Source organism: Burkholderia sp. F1 (assembly GCF_050813845.1).
GTDB classification, from domain to species: domain Bacteria; phylum Pseudomonadota; class Gammaproteobacteria; order Burkholderiales; family Burkholderiaceae; genus Burkholderia; species Burkholderia ubonensis.
This window is the reverse complement of the sequence record NZ_CP172422.1, coordinates 2,157,821-2,184,648: the sequence shown is the minus strand read 5'-3', so window position 1 is coordinate 2,184,648 and position 26,828 is coordinate 2,157,821. Positions and strand designations below refer to the sequence as shown.

The window sequence follows — 26,828 nt, the reverse complement described above, 5'->3', positions numbered from 1 at the left end:
GAGGTTCGACATGATCCGACATGTCGGACATCCCGGCGCTTTTGCCCCGGCGCTTCGCGCGCGCCACCGCTGGCGCGCGCGTGTGCCGCTTACTCGTGCCCCGCGACCGCGTGCGGCACGTACGGCCCTTCGAGCGCGGCGATTTCCTCCTCGCTCAGTTCGAGCGACAGCGCCGCGACCGCATCATCGAGATGCCGGGCCTTCGACGCCCCGATGATCGGCGCGGTCACCCCGGACTTCTGCAGCAGCCATGCGAGCGCCACCTGCGCGCGCGGCACGTTGCGCGCACGCGCGATCGCCGCGACGGCTTCGACGATCGCGCGATCGTTGCCGGCATACGCTTCGTAAAGCGTCTGGCCGTAGGCGTCGCTCTGCAGCCGCTCGCTCGACGCATCCCAGTCGCGCGTGAGCCGGCCGCGCGCGAGCGGGCTCCACGGCAGCACCGCGATGCCCTGGTCGGCGCACAGCGGCAGCATCTCGCGCTCTTCCTCGCGATACAGCAGGTTAAGGTGATCCTGCATGCTGACGAACTGCGTCCAGCCGTTCAGCTTCGACGTGTAGAGCGCCTTGCTGAACTGCCACGCGTGCATCGACGACGCGCCGATATAGCGCGCCTTGCCGGCCTTCACGACGTCGTGCAGCGCTTCGAGCGTCTCCTCGATCGGCGTGTGATAGTCCCAGCGATGGATCTGGTACAGGTCGACGTAATCGGTGCCGAGACGCTTGAGGCTATGGTCGATCTCGGTGAGGATGGCCTTGCGCGACAGGCCCGCGCCGTTCGGGCCGGGACGCATGCGGTGGAACACCTTGGTCGCGATCACGACGTCGTCGCGCTTCGCGAAGTCGCGCAGCGCGCGGCCGACGATCTCTTCGGACGTGCCGTCCGAATACATGTTCGCGGTGTCGAAGAAGTTGATGCCGGCGTCGAGCGCCTCGCGGATGAGCGGACGGCTCGCGGCTTCGTCGAGCGTCCACGGATGCGTGCCCCGTTCGGGCACGCCGTAAGTCATGCAGCCGAGACACAGACGCGAAACCTGCAGCCCTGTGGAACCGAGCCTGACATATTCCATTGCTGATGCTCCTTGCGATTTTCCGGATGGACGATCGCCGCGCGCGCACGCGCGGCGAACCCTCGCAAGTGTATTACCGCGCGCGAAAACGCGCCGGGCGTCGATACGCCGGGCGCTCAGCTCCCTTGCAGCCGGATGTCGCGCGACGACGCGCCGACGAACACCGTCGCGCCCGGCACGTAGCGCCAGCCGTTGCGCGATGCGTCCCACACGCTCTGCATCCGCGGCGGGACGGTAATGCGCACGCGCCGCGCTTCACCCGGGTTCAGGTCGATCTTCTCCCAGCCGGCCAGCCGGCGCGGCGGCTCGTCCTTGTACGGCACCCCGAGGTACACCTGCGGCACGTCCGCGCCGGCCACGGGCCCGTCATTGCGCACGGTGAACGACACGCCGAGCGAGCCGTCGCGCTGCCGCGACACGGACAATCCCGAGTACGAGAAGTGCGTGTACGACAGGCCGTAGCCGAACTCGAACATCGGCTTGATGTTGTTGGCGTCGTACCAGCGATAGCCCATGTTCAGCCGTTCCGCGTAAACGGGATCGCTGTCGAATGCACCGCCCGCTTTCCAGGTCGGCGTGTCCTGGTCGCGCGCGGGGAACGTGACGGGCAGCCTGCCGGACGGGTTGACCTTGCCGAACAGCACGTTCGCGATCGCGTTGCCGCCGCCTTCGCCCGGATACCACGCCGCGACGATCGCGGCGACGCGGTCCTTCCACGGCATCAGCACCGGATTGCCGCTCTGGACCACGACGACCGTATGCGGATTCGCGCGTGCGACGGCGTCGACGAGCGTGTCCTGGTTCGACGGATTCGCGAGGCCGAGGCTCTGCAGGTCGCCGAAGTCCTCGCCGGCCGGCTGCGCGACCACGACGATCGCGACGTCGGAGCGGGCCGCGAGCGCGGCCGCCTGGTCGATCTCCTGCTGCGTGTACGCACGGAACGGCGCCTGCTGGTCGCTGTTGCCCGCGAACGTGACCTGCGCGGCGGGCGCGAGCGCGCGAATTGCCGCGACGATCGGCACGTCGACCTTCAGCCACGGGTTGCGCCACCAGCTGCAGCCGGCCGACGCGCCGAATGCGAGGCCGCCGCAGCCGGCGAACGAACCGGTGACCGGGTCGCGCGTGTTGCCGGAGCCGCCGCCCGACAGCACGGCCGCATCGGCATGGCCGCCGATCACCGCGATCCGCGCGAGCGCGGCGGCGGCGAGCGGCAACTGGTTGCCGTCGTTCTTCAACAGGACGATCGACTGCTCGGCGGCCGCCTGCGCGAACCGGCCGGCGGCCGCGAAGTCGATTGCGCCGCCGCCCTTGGGCGGGTCGTCCATCACGCCGGTGCGGATCATCACGAACAGCTTGCGCCGCACCATGTCGTCGAGCCGCGCCGTCGACACCGAGCCGGCCGCGATCGCCTGCTTGACCGCCGCGGGCGTGAGGAACACGCTCGGCCCGACGTCCTCCTCTTCGTCGAGCCCCGCGTTGACCGCCTTCGCGGTGCTGTGCGTCGCGCCCCAGTCGGACTGCACTTGGCCCTGGAAGCCCCATTCGTTCTTCAGCACGTCGTTCAGCAGATGCGCGTTCTCGCACGCGTAGTCGCCGTTCAGCCGGTTATAGCTGCACATCACGCTGCCGGGCCGCGCGCGTTTCGCGGCGATCTCGAACGGCAGCAGATAGAGCTCGCGCAGCGTGCGCTCGTCGATCTGGCTGTTGCCGCCCATCCGGCCGTGTTCCTGCTCGTTGCCGGCGTAATGCTTGATGGTCGCGATGACCTTGTGCCGCTGCGTCGCGAGCGTGCGTTCGGCGAGCAGCTCGCCGGCAAGCAGCGGATCCTCGCCGAGATACTCGAACAGCCGGCCGCCGCGCGGCTCGCGCGCGAGATTGGCGCCGCCGCCGAGGCCCATTCCGAATCCTTGCGCGCGCAACTGGATCGCCACCTGCGCGCCGTAGTCGTACGCGAGGCGGCGATCCCAGCTCGCGGCGACCGCGAGCGTCGCCGGGAACGTCGTGCTCGCCTGCGACGTGCTGCCCGAGCCCGTCGCCGAATCGACCATGTTCAGGTCGGGGATGCCGAGGCGCGGCACGCCCTGGATGTAGCCGGCGCCGCCGCCGGGCACCTTCGACATCTCGTATTGCGAGTGAATGAAGCGGAGTTTCTCGTCGAGCGTCATCTTGCGCACGAGCGCGTCCGCGCGCCGGTGCGCGGCGCTCGACGCGAACGCGTCGACGCTGTCGGATGCGTTGCCGAAATCGGCCGCGCCGGCGCAGGCGCTGCCGCAGAAAGCCATCGCCAGTGCGGCGGCTGACCAGAATGTTGCCCCCATGTTGCTGTCTCCATGATCGTGATGCCGGTTGTTCGGGTGAGGTCACGAGCTGCGCGCGTCCGGTGGAATCGCACCGGATGCTTCCGGCCGGCGATGCAGGGTGGCTTCCGTGTCGGCATGCCGGGCCGGGCAGGGGATCGGGACGGCCGGTTAGGCACGATCGGGATCGGGTGTAGCGATCCTCTGCAGCGACCAATGGTATGAATGTAGTTTGACTACAGCATCGGTGTTTCTACCGATATGTCCGATTTTTTGCGCGGCCGCCGTGTGCAGCAACGAAGAAGCAGTCAACGTTCCCGGCCGGGCATCGCGCGCGGCGTAAGAAGTACCGGCGAGTACCGGCGCGAACGGCACGCGGCTGTCGTGGCGGCGACGCGAAGCGCTAGCGGGCGGCGCCGGGCTGCCGCTTGGGGAGCGCGCGCGCAGGGTCCTGCTTGCGCGCGCGCGACAGCGGATTGGCGACGTAGCGTATCGCGCGATCGCTGAGCGCCGTCGACGGCAGCAGGCAGACGGCCGTCAGCCCGCACACCGCGAGTTTCTTGAGCGGCCGCCAGAACGGATTGCGCAGCACCGTATGCCAATAGCGTTGCGACTCGCGCGCGAACCAGCGCCAGCGCCGCGCGAACGGCGCGCGATACAGCGCGCTCGCGAACCGCGCCTTTTCGATCGAGAAATCGTAGGGCGCCGTCGGCAGCGTCTCGTGAAGCCGCACCTGGACGAGCGCGCGCAGCGTCGCCCAGCGCACGACGACCTTTTGCGCGCCGGTCGCGCCGTCTTCCGCATTGGCGAACGCGAGGTCGGCGGAGCCGCCGGTCGGGCCGTTGGCGACGCGCGCGGCCGCATGGTGCGCGCGGTAGCCGCCGAGCGGCGCGTCGATCATGTGGACGGCGCCCAGCAGCGCGATGCCGTAGATCGCGTAGAAATCCGCGCCGTGGCGATTGTCGGGATTGACGGGCACCGGGAAGAAGCGCTTCAGCGCGGCGACCCGATACGCGTTGCCCGACCCGGGCGGGGACGGATAGAGCCAGCCCGCGCGCAGCAGCCGGCCGCAATCGGCGTCGACGACGGACTGCGGGACCGTGACGCCGGTGGCCGCGCCGTCGCGGGTCAGCACGTCGAGCCGGAACTGTACCTTCACGCAGTCGCCCGATTCGAACGCCGCGAGCACGCGGCCGGCCGCGTCGCGATACAGCAGGTCGTCGGCGTCGAGAAAGATCACGTAGTCGCTCACGACGTGTTCCAGCGCGCGATTGTAGGCGGCGACCTGGCCGCGATTGTCCTGGAAGATCGCGGCGACGCGATCGCCGTACGCGCGGATGATGTCGCGCGAATCGTCGGTCGAGCCGTCGTCGACCACCAGCACGCGGACGCCGCGCGCCGTCTGCGCGAGCGCGGAATCGATCGCGTCGCGCAGGTACGCGCCGTGGTTGTGGTTGCAGATGGCGATGGTGAGCTCGGCCATGGGGCGCTCCTGGGCGGTATTCGGTAGGGTACGCGGCTAGCGGCGCGCGGCGGGGCTGCCGATCAATGGAATGCCTTCGCGGTAGACGACAGCCGCGAGCGCGGCGGCGACGGCGGCCTCGGCCAGCAGCACGGCCGCCGCCGCACCCTGTTCGGCGAAGTATTTCGCGAGCACGGGCAGCAGCGCGACATTCAGGATGCCGGACGAAATCAGGATGCGCGTGAACGCCTTCTTCATCCCGAGCGGCAGCAGCGTCTGCACGCCGAACAGGTCGGTCATGCCGGCCATGAACGGAATGAAGGCCATCCAGCGCAGCACGTTGACCGTCGGCTCGTACGACGGGCCGTAGAGCAGGCGCACCGCGAGCGGCGCGCTGAAGAAGATCGCGAGCGAGATCGCGAGCACCATCGCGAACTGCACGACGAGCAGCTTGCGCAGGAACGCCATCGCTTCGTCGCGCGCGTGCCGCATCAGGTAGCTGACGCGCGGATACGCGGCCGACTTCAGCGGCTGCAGCATGCCGATGGCCGCGCGCACGAGCTTGTCGCCGGCCGCGAAATAGCCGGCCGCGACGTTGCCCGACACGAAGCCGAGCAGCACCGTGTTCGTCGACGCGTAGAACGCGACCGACGTCGACGCGAGAAACACCTGCCAGCCGCCCTGCAGCGCTTCGGCGACGTCCGCGACGCGCACGCGCACGAACGCGACCTCGCGGCACGCGAACAGGAAGGCGATCGCCGCGATGCCCGAACCGAGCGGCACGGCCGCGTTGACGATCATCGCGGCGGTCAGGTCGGCGGGCCCGCGCACGAACGCGAACATCGCCGGAATGCTCAGCGCGCGGCAGACGAACACGATCACGCTGAACGTGCGCAGCTTCTGGACGCCCTGGAAGTACCAGCCGGGCGTGAGCGCCGCGCCGACCGGCATGCCGAAGCCGATCAGCAGCAGCGTGCGGTCCGCGCCGAAGCGGGCGACGACGAAGGTCAGCGCGAGCAGCACCACGAAGCCGAGCGCGGCGATCGCGAGCTGCGCGACGAACGTCGCCCAGAAAATGCGCGACCGCTCGGCGCGGTCGTCGCGCGCGAGCGCGATGCGCGGCGTCGCGGTCAGGTCGAAGCTGTAGCAGGTCCAGTTGATGAAGTACGCGACGACCGCGAGCGAGAACGCGAGCTGGCCGTAGCCCTCGGGGCCGAGCGCATGCGTGAGCAGCGGCACGATCAGCAGCGGCGCCGCGTAGGTCGAGATCTGCAGCGTCAGCAGCAGGACGAAATTCTTCTTGACGGTTGACATACGGTCGAACGGCGCCGGGGGTGACGATACCTGCCCGGCCGCCGCGCCGGAATCGCGGCCGGTGAGTCCCGCAGCCATGATACGGAGCACGCGGCGGCGCTCTGTTCGCGAGCCGACCGTTCGGGGATTCGTTCCCCACGGGCGGCCACAGCCTGCACCGTCCCGTGCGTTCCTTCCCCGCCGTGATAAATGCGTTTGTAAGCTGGCGCACCGAAGCGCGATCGGCGCGAGTGATTAAATCGGACGTCGCCGCGTCGACCATCCGGGGCGATTACCGGCGTCCGATAACAATCACCGATCCGAGGAGGGCCAAGTGAAGCCGATAGCGTTCGACGGCTGCGTGGGCTGGTTGCATGAAGGACATACGGGGCAGGGCGTCGTCCTGTGCGAGTCGCTGGGCCACGAAGCGCTGTGGACCCACAAGCTGACGCGCGCGCTCGCGGAGCGGCTGGCGCGCGATGGCGTCACGGTGCTGCGCTTCAACTATCCGTGCGCGGGGGATTCGGCCGGCGACGATCTCGACGCGGGACGTTTCGCGGCGAGTGTCGCAGGCATTCGTCGCGCGATCGACGCGTTGCGCGCGCACGCCGGCATCGACACGCTGACGCTCGTCGGCATCCGCGCGGGCGCAGTGTTCGCGATGCTCGCGGCGGCGGCCGGTCCGCATGCGTCGCCGCGCGTCGATGGCATCGTCGCGCTGGCGCCGGTCGTCCGGGGGCGCGCGTATCTGCGCGAACTGTCGCTCGTGCAGCGCCAGTGGCTCGATACGGCGCCGCCGTCGATCCGGCAGGCGCAGAGCGGCGAACCGTGCATGAACGTGCTCGGGCATCGCTATCCGGCCGACCTCGTGGACGACCTCAAGGCGCTCGACCTGTGCGACGTCGTGCGCAACGCTTCATCGCTGCCGGGCGCGATGCTGCTGGTGCAGACCGGTCACGGCGACGGCCCGGCGCTGCACGCCGCATTGCAGGCGCGCGGCGTGGAGGTCGCGACCGAAGCGTTCGCGGAATGGCCGAAGACGATGGTCGACAGCACGTATTCGCGTTTGCCGCGCGCGGCGATCGAAGCCGTCGCGCACTGGATCGCGAGCCGCGGGCCGCGTCGCGCAGTAGCCGATCGGGCGCGGCCGGACGCATGCGCGGCGTGGGACGCGAACGCCGTCGCGCCGCTCGAGATGGACGGCATGACCGAGCGCGTCGTCGCCGTCGGCGTCGATCGGCTCGTCGGGGTGCTGTGCCGGCCCGCGCACGCGTCGTCGCGGCCGGCCCTGCTGATCGCGAACACGGCCGCGAACCCGCGCAGCGCCGACGGGCGCGTCGGCGTGCGGCTCGCGAGGGCGATGGCGCGCGTCGGCGTCACGACGCTGCGGATGGACGTGACCGGCATCGGCGACAGCGGGCCGCACGCGCCGGACGAGCAGTCGGGCGTCGTCTATTCGAGCGCGACGATCGACGACGTTGCCGCCGCCGCCGCATGGCTGCGCGAGCGCGGTCACGCGGAAGTCGTCGCGGTCGGCATCTGTTCGGGCGCGTATGCGTCGCTGCATGCGGCCGTGCGGAGCGCCGCGCTGACCGGCGTGATCGCGATCAATCTCGCGCGCTTCGTGTGGCCGGCCGGCCTGACGCTCGACGCCGCGCAGAAGCAGCGTCACAACTCGGCGCGCGGCTACTGGGTGTCGATGCGCGACTGGCGGAAGTGGACGCGGCTCGTGCGCGAGCGGCGCGACCTGCGGCCGATCCTGCGATCGCTGGCCGGCAACGCCGTCGCGCGCGTTCGCGTGCCCGCGATGGAGCTGGCCGCGCGCGTCGGCTGGACGCCGCGCGCCGACACGCCGCGCGGCGTGATGCGCACGCTCGCGCAGCGCGGCGTGTGGACGCTGCTCGTCTACGGCGCATTCGATCCCGGCATCGACGACGTGCACCGTCATTTCGGTCCGCCCGCGCGCGCGTTCCGGCGCTCGCGCCACGTTCGCCTGCGGTCGATGCCGCAGCTCGATCACGCGCTGTACGGCACGTCGGGCGCGGATGCGGTGATCGAGCTGTGCCGCGCCGTGCTGGGCGGCGAAGCGGGCTGGCCGGCCCGGCTTCCGGACGGGGCGCCATTGGCGGGCGTCGCGGGCGCGTCGTTCGCACCGGTCGCGGTGGCCCGCTCGCGGGCCGGCGCGGCGCGCGGCGGCGGGGCCGCATAAGCGGTGACCGCGTCATCGCGATCGCGCGCCGAACATCGGCGTTCGGTGGGCTCGATCACAGACGCGCCGCGCATTGCGGTGTCCAATCGATTGTCCAGCGACGCGGCCGGCCGCGCGGTTCAACGCGGGTCGTCTTGCGATTGCGCATACGGCGACGTCAGGTAGGGCGACGCATACAGCGTGTCGCCTGCCGGCGGATGCCGCGGCCGGCCGGTCGCGAGCGTGCGGCGCAGGCTGCGGCGCATGCGCGTGTCGGGCGGCGCGTCCGGCATCGAGTCGGCCGGCAACGGCGTCTGCGCGGCGCGCTGAAGCGGCGCAGGCGCGGCAACCCCGGGCAGCACGGGGACGGGACGGTCGAGACCGGCCGGGTCGCCGGGCAGGGTTTGAGCGCTGGCGTTCGCGCACGCGACGGCGGTCAGCGCGGCACAGACGATCGACGGACAGAGGTTCATGGCGGATCGAACGGAATGAAACGCAGTGATGGATGGGCGCGCCGCGATGCATGGCAGGCCGCGCGGGAAAGCGTAAGGCCGGAGCTCGCCGCGATGCGCGGGCTGGCGCACAGTTTCGGAAAGGACACGATGTTTTCACCCACGCAGAGGAACGTGCCGCGCATTCCGCGCTGGCGACGAACGATGCGGGGCGTGGCCGCTGTTTGCCTGTCGTGGCGCTCGCGCGCGGCGATCGCGGCGGTCGCGCTCGCGACGAGCGCGTGCGTGCTGGCGCCGGGCATGACGGCTCGGGCGTCGGCCGGCGGCGACGCCAACGCGCGCGTGAGCGCCGATGCAGCAGGCGCGGGCGGCCTCGCCGGCGTCCAGGAGGTGCCGGGTGCGGCGCTGATCGAGATCACCGGTGCGCTCGTCGACGGGCAGCAGGCCGCGGGGCCGACGCCGGTCGCGGCCGACGTACGGCAGCTGTTCGGCACGCCGAAGCCCTATGTGATCGGGCCGGGCGACGTGCTGAGCATCGTCGTGTGGGACCACCCGGAACTGAACCTGCCGGTGACGCAGAACGCGGGCGGGCCCGACGGCAGCGGCGCGAGTTCGGTCGCGTCGGGCTACACGGTCGATGCCGACGGCAACCTGCAGTTCGCGTACGTGGGCACCGTGCACGTCGCGGGGCTGACCGACGCGCAGGCGCGCGCGCGGCTCGCGAAGCGTCTCGGCGAATACGTGCGCGCGCCGCAACTGGCGTTGCGCGTCCAGGCGTATCGCAGCAAGCGCGTGCATCTCGACGGCGAGGTCCGTGCGCCGGGCCTGCAGATCCTGACCGACGTGCCGATGACGCTGACGGAAGCGATCGATCGCGCGGGCGGCTTCACCGCGGCCGCGGACCGTTCGGCGGTGGCCGTGACGCGCGGCGACCGGACCGTGACGGTGAGCTTGCCCGACATGATCGCGGCGGGCGTCAATCCGTCGCGGATCCTGCTGCGCGACGGCGATCTCGTGCGCGTGAACGCCGCGCGCGACAGCAAGGTGTTCGTGCTCGGCGAGGTCACGCGGCCAGCGACGCTGACGCTGACCGACGGGCGCATGAGCCTCGGCGAAGCGCTCGGCGACGCGGGCGGCGTGAGCCAGTACACGGCCGATGCGCGGCAGGTGTACGTCGTGCGCCGCGGGCCCGGCGACACGCCGCAGGTCTATCACCTCGACGCGCAGTCGCCGGCCGCGCTGGCGCTGGCCGACCGGTTCCCGCTCGCGCGCCGCGACGTCGTGTTCGTCGATGCGTCGTCGCTGGTGCGCTGGAGCCGCGTCGTCAACCTGCTGATCCCGTCGGCCGCGCAGGGCGCGCTGACGGCCAAGGCCATCTCGCCGTGAACCGGGCTCCGGAATTCGGCATCGCGACTTGTCGCGCCACAGGGGAATGACGCTGTATGACTTCTTCGACTCTGCCTGATCCACCCGGCGAAGCCGCGCTGCGGCCGTCCCCTTCGGCCCGCCGGTACTGGGCGATGCTGGTCGGCGGCCGCCGCGTGGTGGTCGCGTCGGCGCTCGCGTGCGTGATCGCGGGCACGCTATACGCGCTGTGCGCGCGGCCCGTCTACCGCTCCGACATCCTGTTCCAGGTCGAACAGAGCCCGACGGAAGCGAAGCCCGCGTCGCCGCCCGGCGATCCGTCGTCGGTGTTCGACCTGAAGACCGACGCGTCGACCGAAATCGAGGTGCTGAAGTCGCGCGCGGTGATGGCGCGCGCGGTCGATATCGCGACGCTGGCTATCGATGCGCGTCCGCATTACCTGCCGTGGCTCGGCTGGCGGCTCGCGAACGGTGCGGACGGACTGTCGACGCCGCTGCCGGGCGGCTACGTGACGGGCACGGAAAGCATCGACGTCGCGACTTTCGACGTGCCGAAGCGCTTCCTCGAAAAACGCTTCGTGCTGACGGCCGGCCGCGACGGCGCGTATACGCTGCAGCGCGCGGGCCTGCTCGGCGCGACCGGGCCGACCTGGCAGGGCCGGGTCGGGCAGCCGCTGCACGCCGACACGCCGCACGGGCCGATCGACCTGTTCGTGCGCGACCTCGCGGGCGCGCCCGGCGCACGCTTCGACCTGACCCGCTATGCGGAAGCCGACGCGACCGAATGGCTGCAGAAGTCGGTGCTGATCGCCGAGCGCGGCAAGCAGTCGAACCTGATCGGCGCGACGCTCGACGGCACCGATCCGCTGCGCGACAGCCGGATCCTGAATGCGGTCGGCGTCGCGTATCTCGCACAGAACACGCAGCGCAAATCGGCGGCCGCCGATAAGCTGATTCGCTTCATGGACGCGCAGCTGCCGCAGCTCAAGCGGCAGCTCGAGCAGGCGGAGAGCCGCTTCAACGCATTCCGCGCGTCGCACGGCACCGTCAACACGAGTGACGAAGGGCTCGCGTTGCGGCAGCAGTCGGTCGATCTCGAGACGCGCGTGCAGACGCTGCAGCAGCGCCGCCAGGACCTGCTGACCCGCTTCATGCCGAAGCATCCGGCGATGGTGGCGCTCGATGCGCAGCTCGCCGACGCGCAGCGCGAGCTCGACGCGGTGCGCGCGCAGATCCGGCGCCTGCCGGGCATCGAGCAGGGCGTGCTGCAACTGCAGCGGGACGTCGCCGTCGATACCGCGCTCTATACGAACCTGCTCAATGCGCGCCAGCAGATGACGCTGGCGCGCGCGAGCAAGACCGGCAACGTGCGGATCGTCGATTCGGCGACGGCGGCCGATACGCCGATCCGGCCGAATCGCGGGATGGCCGTGATCGGCTCGCTGATCCTCGGGCTGCTGGCGGGCGGCGCGATCGTCGTCGCGCGGCAGCGGCTCGCCGGCACGGTCGCCGATCCCGACGAGATCGAATGGGCGACCGGCCTGCCGGTGTTCGCGACGGTGCCGCACCGTCCGTCGTCCGCGCTGCCGGAACCGCGTGCGCGCGGCGGCCGGCGCGCCAGGCCGGCGGCCGCCGCGCCCGCGCCGCACGACGCGGCGCTCGAAAGCCTGCGTGGGCTGCGCACGTCGCTGCAGCTCGCGCTGCCGGACGCGCCGAATCGCGTCGTGCTGATCTCGGGGCCGACGACGGGCGTCGGCAAGTCGTTCGTCGCGGCGAATCTGGCGGTGCTCGCCGGCGCATCGAGCCGGCGCGTGCTGCTGATCGACGCCGACCTGCGCAAGGGCTCGCTGCACGAGCGGTTCCGCTACAGCCGCGCGCCGGGCCTCGCGGACGTGGTCGGCGGCACGCATCGGCTCGACGAGGCGCTGAAGCGCGACGCGGCGCCGGGCCTGGATTTCCTGCCGATGGGCAGCGTCGTCGCCGATCCGGGCGAATTGCTGCTGCGGCCTGCGCTCGCGGCGCTGATCGAGCGCGTGGCGGCGCAGTACGACATGGTCGTGATCGACGGGCCGCCGCTGCTGCCGGTGGCCGACGCGCTGGTGCTCGGGCGCATGGCCGGCACCGTGTTTCTCGTCGCGCGCAGCGGCGTGACGACGCTGGCCGGGATCGACGAGAGCGTGCGGCGGCTCGCGCACGCGCACGTCGCCGTCCGCGGCGCGATCCTCAACGACTTCAAGGGGGGGCCGGGCCGCTACGACTACGGTCATGCGGACGCCGGCACCCATCAGGCGGCGTCCGCTTTCGCGCGCGTGATGGCGGCGCGCCGGCCGGCGCGCTGACCGGATGACGATGCGCGGCCGATCGAACGTGCGTTGCGTCGCCGGACGAGCGGCAGGCGCCGCAAGCGGATGGAACGAACCTCATGGATGACTTGCGTGCGGCCCCTCGCGTCATGCCGCGCTCCGTTCATCGGGCGGTGCGTGTGCCGGTGCGCGCGCGGCGCGTGGCCGCCGGCGACGGCTACTGGTGGGAAGACCCGGCGCGCCTGATCCTGTTCTTCATCCTGCCGCTCTACGGGCTGCTGTCGCTCGGCCTGCTCGGCGACCAGAAGGCGATCGCTCGCGTCTACTTCGACGGCTTCTACGCATTCGCGGGCGCGCTGTTCCTCGTGGTCGCGATGGCGTCCGCGTGGCTCACGCAGGCGGCGCAGCCGATGCGCGCGGCACGCGCGGCGCCGGTCGAGCTGCCGCCGCGCGTGCTCGACCTCGTGTTCGCGCTCGCGTTCGCCGGCTATCTGGTGATGATGAGCGGCGTGCTCGCGCAGCCCGCGCTGCTGCTCGCGTTCCTGCGCGGCAGCGCGAGCGCGTTCGACCTGCTCGAACTGAAAGGGCGCGTGGTCGGCCTGAGCACGCTCACGCAGGCGACGGCCGCGTATGTCGCGCTGTACTTCTACGTGTACCGGACGCGCGTGAAGGGCTTCAACCGCCACAAGCTGTATCTCGTCGCGCTGGCGGCGCTGACGCTGCTCCGCAGCTTCATCTTCGCGGAACGGCTCGCCGTGATCGAGATGGCGCTGCCGTGCGTGCTGATGATCGCGCGGTTCCGGCGCGGGCCGCGGCGCTCGGCATGGGTGTCGCTCGCGCCGTTCGCGGCGATTCCGCTGCTGGTCGGGTTCTTCATCGCGAACGAATACAACCGGTCGTGGGAAACCTACTACGTGAACCTGTACGACAACATCGTCGATTTCGCGCTCGAACGCCTCGGGCTGTATTACTCGACCGCGCTGAACAACGGCGCGGGAATCCTGAGCGTCCTCGGCTGGGGCGCCGGGCATCCGATGTTCACGTTCGACTGGCTGATCCGCTTTCCGGGAATCGGCGGCCTGTTTCAGCCGCTGCTCGATTCGGGCGACAGCATCAACGTGTTCCTGAACGGCTATGCCGATCCGGAATTCAACAACCCGTCGGGGATCTTCGTGCATTTCTACGAGTGGGGCTGGTTCGGGCTGCTCGTCGCGGCGTTCGTCGGCTGGGTGTTCGGCCGAAGCTACGCGGGCTGGCGAGCCGCAAGCGGCTTCTGGTGCTGCGCGCATGCGGTGCTCTACGTGTCGCTGCTCGAGATCCTGCGCATTCCGAACCTGTTCAGCGGGCGCAACTTCGTGCCGCTGATGCTGCTGTTCGTCGTGTTCCGCTGTTGCGGAACGCGGCCCGGCCGCTCGTCGCCATGATCCCGACGCGCACATCCCGATGCGCGCTCGGGGCCTGCGCGGTCGCGCTCGGCTTCGGCGCGGCCGCCGTGTCGCTGCCGCGGCCGGACGCAGCGGCGACAGCCGCCGGCGCGCACGTCGAACACGCGACGGTCGCGCCCGATGCGATCGTCCATCCGTCCGCCGACGGCGCGGACCAGGCCGACGCGCTGCAACGCACGCTCGACGCGCTGCAGCGCGGCCAGCGGCTCGTGTTCGCGCCGGGGCGGTATGTCGTCGGGCGCTCGCTGGCCGTGAAGCAGGCGAACGTCGCGATCTCGGGCTACGGCGCGACGCTGATCGCGACCGACCCGGACGACCAGACCATCGAGATGCGGGGCGACGGGACGACGCTCGCGGGGCTCATGCTGGCCGGGGCCGGCGCGACGCGCCTGACGACGCCGGCTTCGACAAAGGTGAACGTGACGGGGCGCGGCGTGCAGGTGCTCGACGTCGTGGTCGACGGCGGCGCGAGCGCCGGCATCTTCGTGTTCGGCGGGCAGGACGTCGCGATCGTCGGAAACGAGGTCCGCGCGACCCTCGCGGACGGCATCCACGTGACGCACGGCGCGCGCAACGTGCTCGTGCAGGGCAACGTCGTGCGCGACACGGGCGACGACATGATCGCGGTCGTGAGCTACCGGAACGACGGCGCGCCGAGCGGCAACGTGCTGATCGCCGGCAATTCGCTCGAAGGCAACGACTGGGGGCGCGGCGTGACGGTGGTCGGCGGCGCGGACGTGACGATCGCGGACAACATCGTGCGCGGCGTGCGGACGGGCGCGGGCATTCTCGTCGCGCAGGAGGATAGCTACCGGACCTGCGACGTGACCAACGTGCGCGTCGCGCGCAACGTGGTGTCGGATATCCAGCAGCGGGCGTCGCGGCAGGCGGGGCGTCCGCAGACCGGGCAGGCCGCGATCGACCTGAACGCCGGCTCGGGCGCGGTCACGCGCGTCGACGTGTCGGACAACCGGATCGTCGGCGCGCGCTTCGCGGGCGTGCGCGCGCTGGGGAACGTGTGCCGGGTCCGCCTGTCGGGCAATCGGCTCGACGCGATCGGCGGCACGCCGATCGACGGCGAGTCGCGCGGCTGCGCAGCCGGGCAGGCGATTGCCGGGGCCGCGAACACGCTGAACGGCGCCGCGCTGCCGCCGCTCGCGCCCGCGGCCGCACCCGCGGCCGTGGCTCCGCAGGCGGCCGCATTCGCGATCACCGGCGCCGATGCGACGCTGATGCCGCGCGTGCGGCAATGGCTCAGGCAGGCGCGCGGGCGGGGTGCGCAAGCCGTGGAGCGTTGATCAGGCGAGCACGGCTACCTGGCGTCGCTGACGGCCGGCTTCGCGCACGCCTGCGCCGTGGACTCGATCGATGCCGCTGAATCGGCCGCATCGGCCGCATCGGCCGCGACGACCGATCGCCCGTACAGATCGTCGAAGCGCACGATGTCGTCTTCGCCGAGATAGTTGCCGGACTGCACCTCGATGATCTCGAGCGGAATCCGGCCGGGATTCTCGAGGCGATGCACCTCGCCGACCGCGATGTAGGTCGACTCGTTCTCGCTGAGCAGGAACGTGTCGCTGCCGCGCGTCACCTTCGCGGTGCCGCGCACGACGATCCAGTGCTCGGCGCGGTGATAGTGCATCTGCAGCGACAGTCGCTTGCCCGGCTCGACGACGATCCGCTTCACCTGGAACCGCTCGCCGAGGTCGATCGAATCGTAGTGCCCCCACGGCCGCTGCACCTTGCGGTGTTCGCGCACCTGCGGCTGCCGGGCCGTCTTGAGCCGCGCGACGATGTGCTTCACGCGCTGCACGTCGTGCTTGTTCGCGACCAGCACCGCGTCGGGCGTTTCGACCACGACGACGTCCCGCATCCCGACGCAGGCGACGAGCCGCCCCTCGGATCGCACGAGGCTGTCCTGCGTGTCCTCGAACACGATCGGGCCGCGCGCGACGTTGCCGTGGTCGTCCTTCGGCATGATCTCCCACAGCGCGTCCCATGTGCCGACGTCCGACCAGCCCGCGGCGAGCGGCACCACGATGCCGTCGATGCCGAGCGCGCGGTGGTCGGCGAGGCGCTCCATGACCGCGTAGTCGATCGAGTCGGACGGGCACGCGTCGAACGCGGCCGCGTCGATCCGGAAGAACGGCTCCTCGGCGGTGCCCGCGCGCCATGCGGCCTCGCATGCGGCGTGAATCGCCGGCGCGAGCGCGCGGATCGCCTTCAGCCACACCGACGCGCGCGTGACGAAGATGCCGCTGTTCCACCAGTAGTCGCCCGAGTGCAGGTAGCGCTCGGCGAGCGCTTCGTCAGGCTTCTCGACGAAGCGGCTGATCGCGTAGCCGCCCTGGCCGCCGTGAAGGCCCGTGTGCGGCGCGCCGACCTGGATGTAGCCGTAGCCGGTTTCCGCGCGGCGCGGCAGCACGCCGAGCGTGACGATCGCGCCGTCCTGCGCGTAGCGCGCGGCGCGGCCGACCGCGTCCTGGAACGCGCCGACGTCGCCGATCACGTGGTCGGCCGGCATCACGACGAGCACCGGATCGTCCGCGAGCGCGCGCGCGTCGAACGCGGCGAGCGTGAGGGCCGGCGCGGTGTTGCGGGCGGCCGGTTCGAGCAGGATGCGCGCGGGCGCCGCGCGGCCAACGACCTGCGCGGCGCTCATGAAGCGATGCGATTCGCCGCACACGAGCAGCAGCCGGTCGCCGAGCAACGCGCTCTCGATGCCGTTCAGGCGCTGTGCGGTCGCTGACAGCGGCGACTCGTCCGACACGAGATCGATCAGCTGTTTCGGGCATTGTTCGCGCGACAGCGGCCACAGCCGCGTGCCCGAGCCGCCCGCGAGAATCACGGGCAGGATGCGCGGCATGTCGGGTTGGGGAACCGGGTGCAGGGTGCGGGTCATCGGCTGGCTCCGGTATCGGCGGGCTGCTGGTTGCGCAGGCGGTTGTCGTCGTTGCGCAAACGCGGCGCGGCGATGACACGCGACAGCAGGTGCTGGAGCGCGCCGGCCGCGCGATCGACGGGTCGCACCAGGCCGATGAACGGCGCGCCATGTTCGAGGTAGGGGCCGTATGCCTTGCGGAAGCCGAAGCGCCGGTAGAACGCCTGCCGGTGCGCGGGCACGTGCGTGCGCACCGCGATGCCGGGCCACGCGACGCGGGCCGCCGCGAGCGCGCGCTCGATCAGGCGTTCGAGCGTGTCGTCGTCGCGACGCGCCTCGCTCGTCAGCACCTTGTCGATCGTCACGTCGGGATCGATGTCGTCGCCCGGCAGCAGGCGCGCATACGCGGCGACCTGCGCGGCGTCGCCGTCGTGCGAGAGCGCGTAGACGTGCAGCGCGCCGGCGTCCTTGCCGTCGATGTCGAGATGCGTGTGCGCGTCCTCGACGACCAGCACCGCGTTGCGCGCGTGCAGGATCGCGTAGAGATCGACGGCGCTCAGATGTCCGAATTCACAACAATGCCATTCCATGATGCGGTCCTCGCCTGATGCCCGGAACATGCGACGCCGCGCGGCGGACGTTTGCGTCGCGCGGCATTGCAGAGTTCACGATACGGGCGCGCACCGGGGCGGTCTGTTCGTGAGCGCACTCACGCCCGGTTTCGGGGAGCGCCGAAGCGCCCGGCGCGAGAGCGGCGCAATGTGCGGTAGCACACAACGGATGCGACGCGGCTTGCCGATAATGCGCACGTCCTGGCGGGCGGACCGCATTCGTCGCCCGCGTACATGAAATAAAACCCCGGGGGCCGCACTTGAAGATCGCGATCGTTCACGACTGGCTGGTGGTGCATGGCGGCGCCGAGCGCGTGCTCGCGCAGATGATCGACTGCTTTCCGCAGGCGGACGTCTACAGCCTCGTCGATTTCCTCGAAGACCGCGCGTGCCTGCGCGGCCGCTCCGTGCGCACGTCGTTCATCCAGAAACTGCCGTTCGCGCGCACGCGCTATCGCCACTATCTGCCGCTGTTTCCGCTGGCGATCGAACAGTTCGACCTGTCCGGCTACGACATCGTGCTGTCGAGTTCGTATGCGGTCGCGAAGGGCGTGCTGAGCGGGCCCGACCAGTTCCACGCGAGCTACGTGCATTCGCCGGTGCGCTATGCGTGGGACCTGCAGCACCAATACCTGAACGAGGCCGGACTGGCGCGCGGACCGAAATCGGTGCTGGCGCGCGTGCTGCTGCACTACATCCGCAACTGGGACGCGCGCTCGGCGAACGGCGTCGATTGCGTGGCCGCGAATTCGCGGTTCATCGCGCGCCGCATCCGCAAGACCTACCGGCGCGATGCGACCGTGATTCATCCGCCCGTCGACGTCGAGCACCTGACGCTGCGCGCCGACAAGGCGGACTTCTATCTGACCGCGTCGCGGCTGGTGCCGTACAAGCGGATCGACCTGATCGTCGAAGCGTTTTCGCGCACGCCGTCGCGCCGGCTGGTCGTGATCGGCGACGGCCCGGAGATGGCGAAGATCCGCGCGCTTGCGGGCCCGAACGTCACGCTGCTCGGCTATCAGCCGTTCGAGGTCCTGCATGATCATCTGCAGCACGCCCGCGCGTTCGTGTTCGCGGCCGAAGAGGACTTCGGCATCGCGCCGGTGGAGGCGCAGGCCTGCGGCACGCCGGTGATCGCGTACGGCAAGGGCGGCGTGCGCGAGTCGGTGCGCGCATGGCCGTGCGCGCGAGCCACCGGGCTGTTCTATCGCGCGCAGACGGCCGACGCGCTCGTCGATGCGCTTGCGCGCTTCGACGCCTTGCCGAGCGGCACGTTCGACGCGCGCGCGTGCCGGGAGAACGCGGAGCGGTTCGGCGCCGATCGCTTCCGGGCCGAGTTCACGCGCTTCGTGCTGGACGGCTACGCCGCGCTGCAGGAAGAGATGGCGGACGCCGCCGGCGCGGAGCGCGGCGACGTGCACCCGGACGAACGACACGGCATGCCGGCGCACCACGACGACGCGGCGCGGCTGCGCATCTAACGGCCCGGTTGCCGCCCGCGCGCAAGCGTGATGTAACGGACGGTATGGCGGCGGCCGATGCGGATGCCTGATGGGCGGGCCGGAATTATGCGAAAGACGGAACGTTTGTCTCTTTTTTTCAGGCATTCCGTATCGAATGGCGGTTAATCCGCGTAGCCTGCAGCGCGCGAATGTAGTATTGCCCACCGATCGACGGGATCGGTCGCGGATAATCAAATCTGCATTGCTAAAGCGCGCCATCCCCGGTCCGGCCGTCGCGTAATCGAAAGATTCGATGTTTATCGTTTGGTAACAAACGGCTTCGGAGCGACGTGTACATTCGGGAGCGAATGAAGCGAGGCGGCCGTGCCGGCGTGTCGACGCCGACGGCGCGCCGCATGACAACCAGGACGGGGCGGCCCGGGCGGACGCGTGTTCACCCGGGCCCGACGACAGCGGGCCGGACGACAGCCGGCCCGTACTCCGGAACCGTGGCGCGTGCGGCCCCGGTCGCCGCCGGCTGCGCGGCGCGAAGAAGGTTCACGGAGTAAAGAAAGCGATGGTTCGTCATGAATAGGCCAATAACGCGTGACAAGGGCGGGGGAAAGGCCACCGGGCAGCGTCCGCTGATCTACTGGACGCAGGCGCCGTCCGTGATGCTGCGCAAGGAGCTGGCGCGGCGCGACTGGAAAGTCACGATCGTCGCGCACGCGAGCGAGCTGCGCGACAGCACCGGCGAAATCACGTGCGGCATTCTCGACCTCAGCGGCGGCCATGCCGACGCGATCGGCGCGATCGCGTCGATGTGCGCGTCGATGCGCGACGTCGTCTGGGTCGCGCTCGTCGATGCGGGGCAGACCACGTCGCCGAACGTGCGCGCGCTGCTGCGCGACTACTGTTTCGACTACATCACGCTGCCGGCGTCCCATCAGCGGATTGCCGACACGGTCGGTCACGCGTACGGGATGGAGTGCCTGTTCGCGCACGACCGCGAACATCCCGAGGCGGCCGAGCACGGCATCGTCGGCACCTGCAGCGCGATGCTGCGGCTGTTCGACACGGTGCGGCGCTTTGCGCGCACGGACGCGCCGGTGTTCGTGTTCGGCGAGACCGGCACCGGCAAGGAGCTGACCGCGGTCGCGATCCATCGTCATTCGGAGCGGCGCAACGGGCCGTTCGTCGCGGTCAACTGCGGCGCGATCCCGCCCGACCTGCTGCAGTCGGAGCTGTTCGGCTACGAGCGCGGCGCGTTTACCGGCGCGCACTCGCGCAAGATCGGCTACGTGGAGGCCGCGAACGGCGGCACGCTGCTGCTCGACGAGATCGGCGACCTGCCGCACGAAAGCCAGGCGAGCCTGCTGCGCTTCCTGCAGGCGCGCGCGATTCACCGGCTCGGCGGCAGCGATCCGGTGCCGGTCGACGTGCGGATCGTGTCGGCGACGCACGTCGACCTGCGCGACGCGATGGAGGAAGGGCGCTTTCGCGCGGACCTGTTTCACCGGCTCTGCGTGATGCGCATCGACCAGCCGCCGCTGCGCGCGCGCGGCAAGGACATCGAGCTGCTCGCGAACCACATGCTCGAGCGCTTCAGGGGCGACGCGCGCCATCGCGTGCGCGGCTTTTCGACCGATGCGATCAGCGCGCTCTACAAGCACGACTGGCCGGGCAACGTCCGCGAGCTGATCAATCGCGTGCGCCGCGCGGTCGTGATGACCGAGGGGCGGCTGATCACCGCGCGCGATCTCGAACTCGAATACTGCCTCGACGCGGCGTCGCCGTCCGTCGCCGAGATCCGCAAGTCGATCGAGCGCGAGGCAATCGAACTCGCGCTGCTGCGCACGCGCGGGCGCATCGCCGCGTCCGCGCGCGAGCTCGGCGTGTCGCGCGCGACGCTCTATCGCTGGATGGAGGCTTACGGGATCGAGCGGCCGCGCCGCACGGGATCGTCGGACTGAACGCTACGCGGCCGGCGTCGCGCGCACGGTCGGGCCGGAATTGACCGCGCGGATCTCGACGCGCGGCGCCGCATCCGCATCGTGCTCGCGATGCGCGGCGTCGAGCGGCGCGAGCGCGACGCGCGCGGGCATCCCGGGCGCGACGTGGAACCAGTCGTCGCGCGGCAGGAAGCCAGGAGCCACGATCTGCACGTGCCGCGCGAGATGGCGGGTGGCGATGTCGACGGTCCAGACGCCGTCCGCGCGCGACACGCACGCTTCGAGGCCCAGGTCGCGGCGCACGAACACGGCGGGATGCGTGCGCGACGGAAAATGGAACGCCTGGGACAGGATCGCGCCGGCCTCGCCGCGCAACGTCGCGACGACCGCATCGTGCTCGCAGGGGCCGAACCGGTACGCATAGGTCCAGTCGAAGAAGCGGCCGAGCAGGTCGGCCGACGCGATGCGAACCGCCGCGTGCGCGGCCACGCGGATCGTGCCGCCGGCTCGCGCGACCGGCGTGCGGCCATCGCGCAGCGCGGTCAGCTCGACCGCGGCCGCAAGCGGCGTCGGGCGCTCGTTGATCACATGCACGTCGAGCCCGTTCAGCCCTTCGTCGACCAGCAGGATCTGCAGCGGCTGCAGCACTTGCCGCAGCGCGTGCCACACCGATTTCGGCCGATGCGCGGCATCGACGAGGCCCCATCCTGCGCCGGGCCGCACGTCCTGGAACTGCCAGACGAGGGCGCCCGCGCAGCGCGAGCCTGCGCGCCGCCATTCGGCGAAGGTCTCGCGCATCACGTCGGCGAGCACCGCGCGCGACAGCTCGAAGTAGCGCGCCGGGTCCTCGCGCCTCAGCCGGTCGGGTTCGACTGCATACAGCGCATGCAGATAGTGGTCGCGCACGTCGTCGAAATCCCACGACGCGCCGGGGTCGCGCGGCACGCCTTGCTTCCAGCGCGGCTCGTGCGCGCCGGGGCGGCCGAGCGCGTCGAGCGCCGCGTCGCACGGCACGTTCGCGAACGCGAGGCATTCGCTCGCGAACCGCACGTCCGCGCGGCGCGCATCGTCGAGCGGGCGCAGGTACGCGCCGACGCCGTAGTAATGCGACACGCGTTCGCGCGGCAGGAACGGCAGCACGCCGCCGTCGGGCGTGTCGGGCACATATGGCACGTCGGGGCGCAGCGCCGCCGCGCAGCCGGCCAGCCGCTCGGCCGTCAGCTCGACGCACCGCTGCTGCGGCGCGAGGCCCGACATCGCGGCCTGCTGCGCGATCTCGCTGCCGCCGCACAGGACCGCGAGCGACGGGGATGCGCGTCGACGCGTCAGGAACTGTTCGGCTTCCTGACGGATCGCGTCGTCGAACGCGGGGTCGGCCAGCGCGTAGTCGAAGTTCGCGAACATGAAGTCCTGCCAGACCAGCAGGCCGAGCCGGTCGCACCACGCATGGAACGCATCGGCCTCGTAGGTCATCGTGCCGCCGACGCGGATCATGTTGAAGCCCGCGTCGCGCGCCCGCTCGAGCAGGCGCCGGTAGGTCGCGTCGTCCGCGTGGAGCGCAAGCGGTGCGGCCGTGCTCCAGCACGCGCCGCGCGCGAACACCGGCACGCCGTTCACGCGCAGCCCGAAGCCGAGCCCGTCATCGCCCGGCTCCGGCTCGATCGTGCGAAAGCCGGTCGCGCCGAGCGTGCGTCGCGCGCCGTCCAGATGCAGCGCGACATCGTACAGCGCCGGCTCGCCGTGCGTGTGCGGCCACCAGCGGCGCACGCGCTGCAGCGTCACGGTCGCGCGCAACCGGTCGGCGCCGACGCGTTCGAGCGTCGCTTCGTATTCGCCGCACGAAATGCGCGCGGCAAGCGAGTCAGGCAATGGCGACCGGAACGCGAGTTCCGCTTCGAGTCGGCCCGTCTCGCCGTCGACGCGTGCATGGAGGTCGCAGCGGACGATCATGGGGCCGTCGGCCGGGTCCAGCACGTCGACCGGCCGCCACGGGCCGATCGGCGGGCAAGGCGGGAACCAGCCGGGCATGTGGCCGAGCAGCGAGGTCCGCACGGTGCGCAGCGCGGCCGGCTCGGCGAGCCGCGTGCGCCATCGCGCGCGGCGCGGTGCGTGCACCGCGTGCATGTTGCGAAGATGCGGGCCGAGCGCGCGAAAGCAGATCGTCAGCCGGTGCGCGCCGTCGAGCGTGACGGCGACGTCGTGCGCGACGAACATGCTGTCCGAGCGCAGGATCGGCGTATCGTCGAGCCAGGCTTCGGCGATGGTCGCGAGGCCGTTGAAGCGCAGCGCGCGCGGCCCGCGGCCGTGCAGCACGGTGCGATACCAGTAGTCGCGCTCGTCGAGCGACCCGGCGGCGTCGAGCCTGCCTGCCTGCGCAAGCGCCTGCGCGACCGTGCCGGGCACCGGCGCCGCAATCCAGTCGCCGGCCGTGCCGAGATCCGCCGGGGTAACGGCGGCGCCGGCCGGCGTCGCCTGCATCGACCACGCGGTGGCCCCGGTCGGGCGGCTCACTGCGCGACCGGCGTCACGCAAGCCGCGTCTTCATGCACTTGCACGGCGGCGTGATGCGGCGCGGCGATTCGGCGCGCGCAGTCCACCAGGTCGCCATACGCGGCTTCGATCGCATCGAGCGTGCTGTCGCCGTGCTCCTCCTTGCCGCGCGAGCACGCGCGCGCGAGCCGGAATTCGAGCACCATCGCCTCGCTCGCGATGCGCTCGCACGCCGCGCGGATGTCGGCGAACGGCCCGGTGCAGCCGCTCGCGTACAGCCAGCGCGCATAGTGGCCGAACAGTTCGAAGTTCGCGCCGAGCTGCCGCACCGAGTTGAACGAGTACGCGTGGAAGCGTTCGAGCGGCGCGTCGGCGAGCGCGCGCGCGTCGCTGCGGAGCTGGCGGCGGAACGCGGCGACCGGATTGACGGCCGGCGCGCGGCGCAGCTGGCGTTGCAGCGCGTCGAGCGACGCTTCGCACAGCGCGCGTTCGCCGAGCGGCGCGAAGCGCCGCTTCGCGCATTCGACGTAGGGCGGCAGCGCCATCGGCGAGCCGCTGCCGACGAGCCCGTCGTAGTCGAGCCCTTCGGCGACGTAATAGCCGCTGTTGTGAAAGTAGCCGAGCTGCCGCTGCGCGCGGTCGATCGCGTCGATGCCGATCGTCGTCTTCGTATGCTGGGTGCGGTAGCTGATGCCGCGCGTGTCGGGCAGGAACCACGCGTCCACTTCGACGATCATCAGGTGGCCGCGCGCGACCTGCGTGTCGATGTGCCGGTCGAGCGGCTCGTAGATCGAATGTTCCTGCACGACGATCCCGTAAAGCCGTTCGAGCTCGTCGTGCGGAAACTTGAAGAACGTGAACTGGTCGCCCTCGAAGTCGAGCGCGATCGTGAACGGCAGCGCCGCATACGGATTGAAGCCCCACCAGCGCAGCACCTCGAGCCACAGGTCGACGTAGCAGTTGGTCTGCTTCCACACCATCTCCGGCCCGTGCAGCGGATGCGGGCGGTAGTGGCGCGCGCGATGGCGCACGTCGTCGAACGACGTGTCCTCCCCGTCGTGACAGACGAACGTCATCGATCGCCCCACAGCACGTCGCGCACGTCGCGCGGCCACGCGTCGAGGTCGAAGCCGTGATGGCGGAACAGCGCGAGCGTCAGCCGCTCGAGCCCGAAGCCGACGCAGCCCGTGTGCGCGACGTCGCCCGTGGCGGTGCGGATGCCCCACAGCAGGCCGAAGTGATCCATGTGGTAGTTGAAGCTCAGGCAGGCGGTCTGGCGTCCGTCGTGCTCGATCGGCACCAGCAGCTCGAACTTCAGGTTCTGCTCGCGCTGGCTGTTCGCGACGATTTTGCCGCCGCGCCCGAAGAACGGGTCGTTCGCGAGATCGATCGCGTTCGGCAGGCGCAGCGCGTCGATCATCCGCGTGCCGCGTTCCATCCACGTGCGGCGGAACGCGACGATCTGCGCGGGCGTGCCGATCCGCACGTATTCGCGCATCCGGAACAGCTGCATGCGGGTCGGATCGAGCGACGGCTCGTGGCGGAAGCAGTACGAGAACACGTCGACGAGCCGCCCGTCGCCGGGCAGCGCGCCCGCGCGCGCGACGACGGGGTAGACGGGGTAGCACGCGGCCGGCGTCATCACGACATATGTCGGCTTCTGGAAGCCGGTCCAGTCGTCGCCGCGATCGAGGCATTGCAGCACGCGCTGCTGCTCGTGCTCGTCGCCGCAGAATGCATGCACGGTGCCCGCGAGCTGCGGGAAGCTCTTCATGTATTCGCTGCGCTCGAACTCGACGCGGCTCATCGCGGGCGGGAAGCGCAGCACCTCGGCCTGCTGGTCGGCGCCGATGCGCGTGACGAACGCGTCGAGCGCATCGACGACGCGCTCGAATCGCTCGCTGCGGCCGAACAGGCCCTGCACGCCGGTCGGGATGAGCAGGCCGGCGTCGATCAGCGCGTCGCGCAACGGATTGACGCCTGCGCGGTCGAGCGGCGCGTCGGCAGGCGTGGCGGAAACGGGGGCAGCGGAAGCAGCGGAAAGGCGATCGTTCAAGGTTGTTTCTCCGGCGTCGCGGGACGCAGCGCGAGCAGCAGGCTCGACGTGTTGGCGGCGATGCGGTCGTTGCTGATCATCAGCGGCGCCGCATGCAGGTCGCGGATGTGCCGGCCGACGCTGAACGGCGTGCCGTGCCTGTAGCCGGCCATTCCGCAGATCATCATCGCCTGGCATGCGACTTCGAGCGCCGTCGTCGACACATAGGTTTTCAGCGTATTGATCTCGGCGGCCCACGCCATGCCGGCCGACCACGAGCGCGCGGACGCGCCCGCATGCAGGCGCAGCACGTGGTCGACGCGCGCCTGCATCGCCTGCATCCGCTCGAGCGATTCGGCGATGCGCCGCGACGCGGGGGACGGCGCGCCGTCGGTCTTGCGCATCTGCGCGCGGAAGAAGTGATGCGCGCGGTTGAACGCATCTTGCGCGACGCCGATCCAGACCGACGCCCACAGGATGTGCGACACCGGCACCATCGTCTGTTCGGCGATCCGCGAGAACGGCGCGGACAGGCATTGCACGGCCGCGCCGCGCGCGTCGAGCGCGAAGCCGCTGCTGCAGGTGCCGCGCATGCCGAGCGTGTCCCAGTCGCTGCTGCGCGTCAGCGCATAGCCGTCGCGCAGCAGCGTGACGAGCACCTGGTCGGACGGCGGCGCGTGCGCGTCGCGACGCGCGGTGGCGAGAATCCCGTCCGCGTATTCGCCGTACGAGATCGTCGATGCGCGCTTGCGCAGCCGGAACTCGCCGCCGTCGGTCTCCAGCACGCACTCGCTCGCGCGCAGGTTGCCGCCGACGCCTTCTTCCGACGTCGCGGACGCGAGCAGCCACTGATGCCGCGCGAGCTGCTGCAGGAACAGCTTGTGCCAGCCGTCGTCGAGCGCGTGATCGACGATGCATGCGACCTGGATCTGGTGCATCGCGAACACCATCGCCGCCGACGCGCACGCTTCGCCGAGGATCGCGCACGCGGACGCGACATCCGCGAGCGACGCGCCCGCGCCGCCGAGCCGCACGGGTACCATCGCGCCGAGCAGGCGCTGCGCGCGCATCGCCTCGATCGCCTCGACCGGGCAGCGCGCGTCGCGGTCGACCGCGTCCGCGTGCTGTGCGGCGACCTGCGCGACCGCATGCGCGGCTTCGTCGAGCCGGCGCGTGTCGTCGCCGGCGGCGACGTCCGGAAGCAGCCGGCTCATGCCGAATGCTCGGCGCGCTGCAGCGTCACGATCGTTTCCGCGAGCGCGTCGATGCTGCGGAACAGCTGGCGGTTCAGCATCTCGTCGGGAATCTCGATGTCGAACTGTCGTTCGATCGCGAGCATCAACTGGATCGTGTCGAGCGAGGACAGGCCCGCGTCGTAGAGGTCGTCCGCGTCGCCGATCGTGTCGACGGCGGTTTCGAGGTGGGCAACGTGCTTGAGTATTTCCCTGATTGCGTTTTTCACGTGCAGCTCCGGCGTGCTTGGTGTCGCTTCAGTAGACCATTCGCCGCCGCCGCGTTCTGTTCGTCACACTACAGTGGGCT

Annotated in this window: 20 protein-coding genes; 7 read left to right on the top strand and 13 right to left on the bottom strand. The window is 70.7% G+C overall.

What is annotated here, in order from left to right; genetic code table 11:
- Positions 1-89 precede the first annotated feature (89 nt).
- From ACFIMZ_RS28345 to ACFIMZ_RS28330, 4 genes are all read right to left on the bottom strand, one after another.
- Positions 90-1,070, bottom strand: coding sequence for an aldo/keto reductase (locus ACFIMZ_RS28345; protein WP_431822782.1), 981 nt, complete (start codon positions 1,068-1,070; stop codon positions 90-92).
- A 116-nt stretch (positions 1,071-1,186) separates the two neighbouring features.
- On the bottom strand, positions 1,187-3,388 hold the full coding sequence (locus ACFIMZ_RS28340) for a glycoside hydrolase family 3 C-terminal domain-containing protein (RefSeq protein WP_431822781.1): 2,202 nt from the start codon (positions 3,386-3,388) through the stop codon (positions 1,187-1,189).
- A 382-nt stretch (positions 3,389-3,770) separates the two neighbouring features.
- Positions 3,771-4,850: a glycosyltransferase family 2 protein gene (locus ACFIMZ_RS28335; RefSeq protein ID WP_431822780.1), complete on the bottom strand. Its 1,080-nt coding sequence runs from the start codon at positions 4,848-4,850 to the stop codon at positions 3,771-3,773.
- Between the two features lie 36 nt (positions 4,851-4,886).
- A complete protein-coding gene (locus tag ACFIMZ_RS28330; RefSeq protein WP_431822779.1) occupies positions 4,887-6,143 on the bottom strand; it encodes a flippase in 1,257 nt (418 codons plus the stop codon).
- Between the two features lie 313 nt (positions 6,144-6,456).
- Between ACFIMZ_RS28330 and ACFIMZ_RS28325 the strand changes: the two genes are divergently transcribed.
- Entirely contained in the window at positions 6,457-8,331 is a 1,875-nt protein-coding gene (locus ACFIMZ_RS28325) for a serine aminopeptidase domain-containing protein (RefSeq protein WP_431822778.1), read from the top strand.
- 119 nt (positions 8,332-8,450) lie between these two features.
- Here the strand turns inward: ACFIMZ_RS28325 and ACFIMZ_RS28320 are convergent, their stop codons facing one another.
- Both ACFIMZ_RS28320 and ACFIMZ_RS28315 read right to left on the bottom strand, forming a co-directional pair.
- Positions 8,451-8,783 carry a hypothetical protein gene (locus tag ACFIMZ_RS28320; protein ID WP_431822777.1) on the bottom strand — a complete coding sequence of 111 codons (333 nt, stop codon included), beginning with the start codon at positions 8,781-8,783 and terminating at the stop codon, positions 8,451-8,453.
- On the bottom strand, positions 8,780-9,064 hold the full coding sequence (locus ACFIMZ_RS28315; RefSeq protein WP_431825457.1) for a hypothetical protein: 285 nt from the start codon (positions 9,062-9,064) through the stop codon (positions 8,780-8,782). Before ACFIMZ_RS28315 ends, ACFIMZ_RS28320 begins: the two co-directional genes overlap by 4 nt.
- On the opposite strand from ACFIMZ_RS28315, the gene ACFIMZ_RS28310 reads away from it, so the two are divergent.
- The 4 genes from ACFIMZ_RS28310 (at position 8,967) to ACFIMZ_RS28295 (ending at position 15,173) form a co-directional block, all read left to right on the top strand.
- Positions 8,967-10,148, top strand: coding sequence for a polysaccharide biosynthesis/export family protein (locus ACFIMZ_RS28310; RefSeq protein ID WP_431825386.1), 1,182 nt, complete (start codon positions 8,967-8,969; stop codon positions 10,146-10,148). The genes ACFIMZ_RS28315 and ACFIMZ_RS28310 overlap by 98 nt on opposite strands.
- A 56-nt stretch (positions 10,149-10,204) precedes the next feature.
- Complete coding sequence (locus ACFIMZ_RS28305; protein ID WP_431822776.1) at positions 10,205-12,466, top strand: GNVR domain-containing protein; 2,262 nt, start codon at positions 10,205-10,207, stop codon at positions 12,464-12,466.
- Between the two features lie 113 nt (positions 12,467-12,579).
- On the top strand, positions 12,580-13,854 hold the full coding sequence (locus ACFIMZ_RS28300) for an oligosaccharide repeat unit polymerase (RefSeq protein WP_431822775.1): 1,275 nt from the start codon (positions 12,580-12,582) through the stop codon (positions 13,852-13,854).
- Entirely contained in the window at positions 13,851-15,173 is a 1,323-nt protein-coding gene (locus ACFIMZ_RS28295; RefSeq protein ID WP_431822774.1) for a right-handed parallel beta-helix repeat-containing protein, read from the top strand. Before ACFIMZ_RS28300 ends, ACFIMZ_RS28295 begins: the two co-directional genes overlap by 4 nt.
- A 14-nt stretch (positions 15,174-15,187) precedes the next feature.
- Here the strand turns inward: ACFIMZ_RS28295 and ACFIMZ_RS28290 are convergent, their stop codons facing one another.
- Both ACFIMZ_RS28290 and ACFIMZ_RS28285 read right to left on the bottom strand, forming a co-directional pair.
- Positions 15,188-16,777 (bottom strand): mannose-1-phosphate guanylyltransferase/mannose-6-phosphate isomerase, encoded by a 1,590-nt coding sequence (locus ACFIMZ_RS28290; protein ID WP_431822773.1) that lies wholly within the window; start codon positions 16,775-16,777, stop codon positions 15,188-15,190.
- A complete protein-coding gene (locus tag ACFIMZ_RS28285; RefSeq protein ID WP_431822772.1) occupies positions 16,774-17,346 on the bottom strand; it encodes a drug:proton antiporter in 573 nt (190 codons plus the stop codon). The genes ACFIMZ_RS28290 and ACFIMZ_RS28285 overlap by 4 nt, the downstream gene beginning before the upstream one ends.
- A 281-nt stretch (positions 17,347-17,627) precedes the next feature.
- On the opposite strand from ACFIMZ_RS28285, the gene ACFIMZ_RS28280 reads away from it, so the two are divergent.
- Together ACFIMZ_RS28280 and ACFIMZ_RS28275 are read left to right on the top strand one after the other, a co-directional pair.
- Positions 17,628-18,848: a glycosyltransferase family 4 protein gene (locus ACFIMZ_RS28280; RefSeq protein WP_431822771.1), complete on the top strand. Its 1,221-nt coding sequence runs from the start codon at positions 17,628-17,630 to the stop codon at positions 18,846-18,848.
- Between the two features lie 548 nt (positions 18,849-19,396).
- The gene (locus ACFIMZ_RS28275) at positions 19,397-20,782 is read left to right on the top strand and encodes a sigma 54-interacting transcriptional regulator (RefSeq protein WP_431822770.1); all 1,386 of its coding nucleotides are present in this window, start codon (positions 19,397-19,399) and stop codon (positions 20,780-20,782) included.
- Between the two features lie 3 nt (positions 20,783-20,785).
- Here the strand turns inward: ACFIMZ_RS28275 and ACFIMZ_RS28270 are convergent, their stop codons facing one another.
- From ACFIMZ_RS28270 to ACFIMZ_RS28250, 5 genes are read right to left on the bottom strand one after another with little or no spacing between them, the layout of a single operon-like run.
- A complete protein-coding gene (locus ACFIMZ_RS28270; RefSeq protein WP_431825385.1) occupies positions 20,786-23,239 on the bottom strand; it encodes a glycosyl hydrolase 2 galactose-binding domain-containing protein in 2,454 nt (817 codons plus the stop codon).
- A gap of 29 nt (positions 23,240-23,268) precedes the next feature.
- Complete coding sequence (locus ACFIMZ_RS28265) at positions 23,269-24,327, bottom strand: DUF1839 family protein (protein ID WP_431822769.1); 1,059 nt, start codon at positions 24,325-24,327, stop codon at positions 23,269-23,271.
- On the bottom strand, positions 24,324-25,307 hold the full coding sequence (locus ACFIMZ_RS28260; RefSeq protein ID WP_431822768.1) for an amino acid--[acyl-carrier-protein] ligase: 984 nt from the start codon (positions 25,305-25,307) through the stop codon (positions 24,324-24,326). Before ACFIMZ_RS28260 ends, ACFIMZ_RS28265 begins: the two co-directional genes overlap by 4 nt.
- Positions 25,304-26,500, bottom strand: a complete 1,197-nt coding sequence (locus ACFIMZ_RS28255) for an acyl-CoA dehydrogenase family protein (RefSeq protein ID WP_431822767.1) — start codon at positions 26,498-26,500, stop codon at positions 25,304-25,306. Before ACFIMZ_RS28255 ends, ACFIMZ_RS28260 begins: the two co-directional genes overlap by 4 nt.
- Positions 26,497-26,748, bottom strand: a complete 252-nt coding sequence (locus tag ACFIMZ_RS28250; protein WP_431822766.1) for an acyl carrier protein — start codon at positions 26,746-26,748, stop codon at positions 26,497-26,499. Before ACFIMZ_RS28250 ends, ACFIMZ_RS28255 begins: the two co-directional genes overlap by 4 nt.
- Between the last annotated feature and the right edge of the window lie 80 nt (positions 26,749-26,828).

Coding starts and splice junctions, on each gene's coding strand:
- ACFIMZ_RS28340 (WP_431822781.1), bottom strand. CDS start 3,388: ATGGGGGCAACATTCTGGTCAGCCGCCGCACTGGCGATGGCTTTCTGC.
- ACFIMZ_RS28320 (WP_431822777.1), bottom strand. CDS start 8,783: ATGAACCTCTGTCCGTCGATCGTCTGTGCCGCGCTGACCGCCGTCGCG.
- ACFIMZ_RS28315 (WP_431825457.1), bottom strand. CDS start 9,064: ATGCCCGGCGCCAGCACGCACGCGCTCGTCGCGAGCGCGACCGCCGCG.
- ACFIMZ_RS28265 (WP_431822769.1), bottom strand. CDS start 24,327: ATGACGTTCGTCTGTCACGACGGGGAGGACACGTCGTTCGACGACGTG.
- ACFIMZ_RS28310 (WP_431825386.1), top strand. CDS start 8,967: ATGCGGGGCGTGGCCGCTGTTTGCCTGTCGTGGCGCTCGCGCGCGGCG.
- ACFIMZ_RS28300 (WP_431822775.1), top strand. CDS start 12,580: ATGCCGCGCTCCGTTCATCGGGCGGTGCGTGTGCCGGTGCGCGCGCGG.
- ACFIMZ_RS28255 (WP_431822767.1), bottom strand. CDS start 26,500: ATGAGCCGGCTGCTTCCGGACGTCGCCGCCGGCGACGACACGCGCCGG.
- ACFIMZ_RS28305 (WP_431822776.1), top strand. CDS start 10,205: ATGACTTCTTCGACTCTGCCTGATCCACCCGGCGAAGCCGCGCTGCGG.
- ACFIMZ_RS28285 (WP_431822772.1), bottom strand. CDS start 17,346: ATGGAATGGCATTGTTGTGAATTCGGACATCTGAGCGCCGTCGATCTC.
- ACFIMZ_RS28270 (WP_431825385.1), bottom strand. CDS start 23,239: ATGCAGGCGACGCCGGCCGGCGCCGCCGTTACCCCGGCGGATCTCGGC.
- ACFIMZ_RS28275 (WP_431822770.1), top strand. CDS start 19,397: ATGAATAGGCCAATAACGCGTGACAAGGGCGGGGGAAAGGCCACCGGG.
- ACFIMZ_RS28290 (WP_431822773.1), bottom strand. CDS start 16,777: ATGACCCGCACCCTGCACCCGGTTCCCCAACCCGACATGCCGCGCATC.
- ACFIMZ_RS28330 (WP_431822779.1), bottom strand. CDS start 6,143: ATGTCAACCGTCAAGAAGAATTTCGTCCTGCTGCTGACGCTGCAGATC.
- ACFIMZ_RS28295 (WP_431822774.1), top strand. CDS start 13,851: ATGATCCCGACGCGCACATCCCGATGCGCGCTCGGGGCCTGCGCGGTC.
- ACFIMZ_RS28335 (WP_431822780.1), bottom strand. CDS start 4,850: ATGGCCGAGCTCACCATCGCCATCTGCAACCACAACCACGGCGCGTAC.
- ACFIMZ_RS28345 (WP_431822782.1), bottom strand. CDS start 1,070: ATGGAATATGTCAGGCTCGGTTCCACAGGGCTGCAGGTTTCGCGTCTG.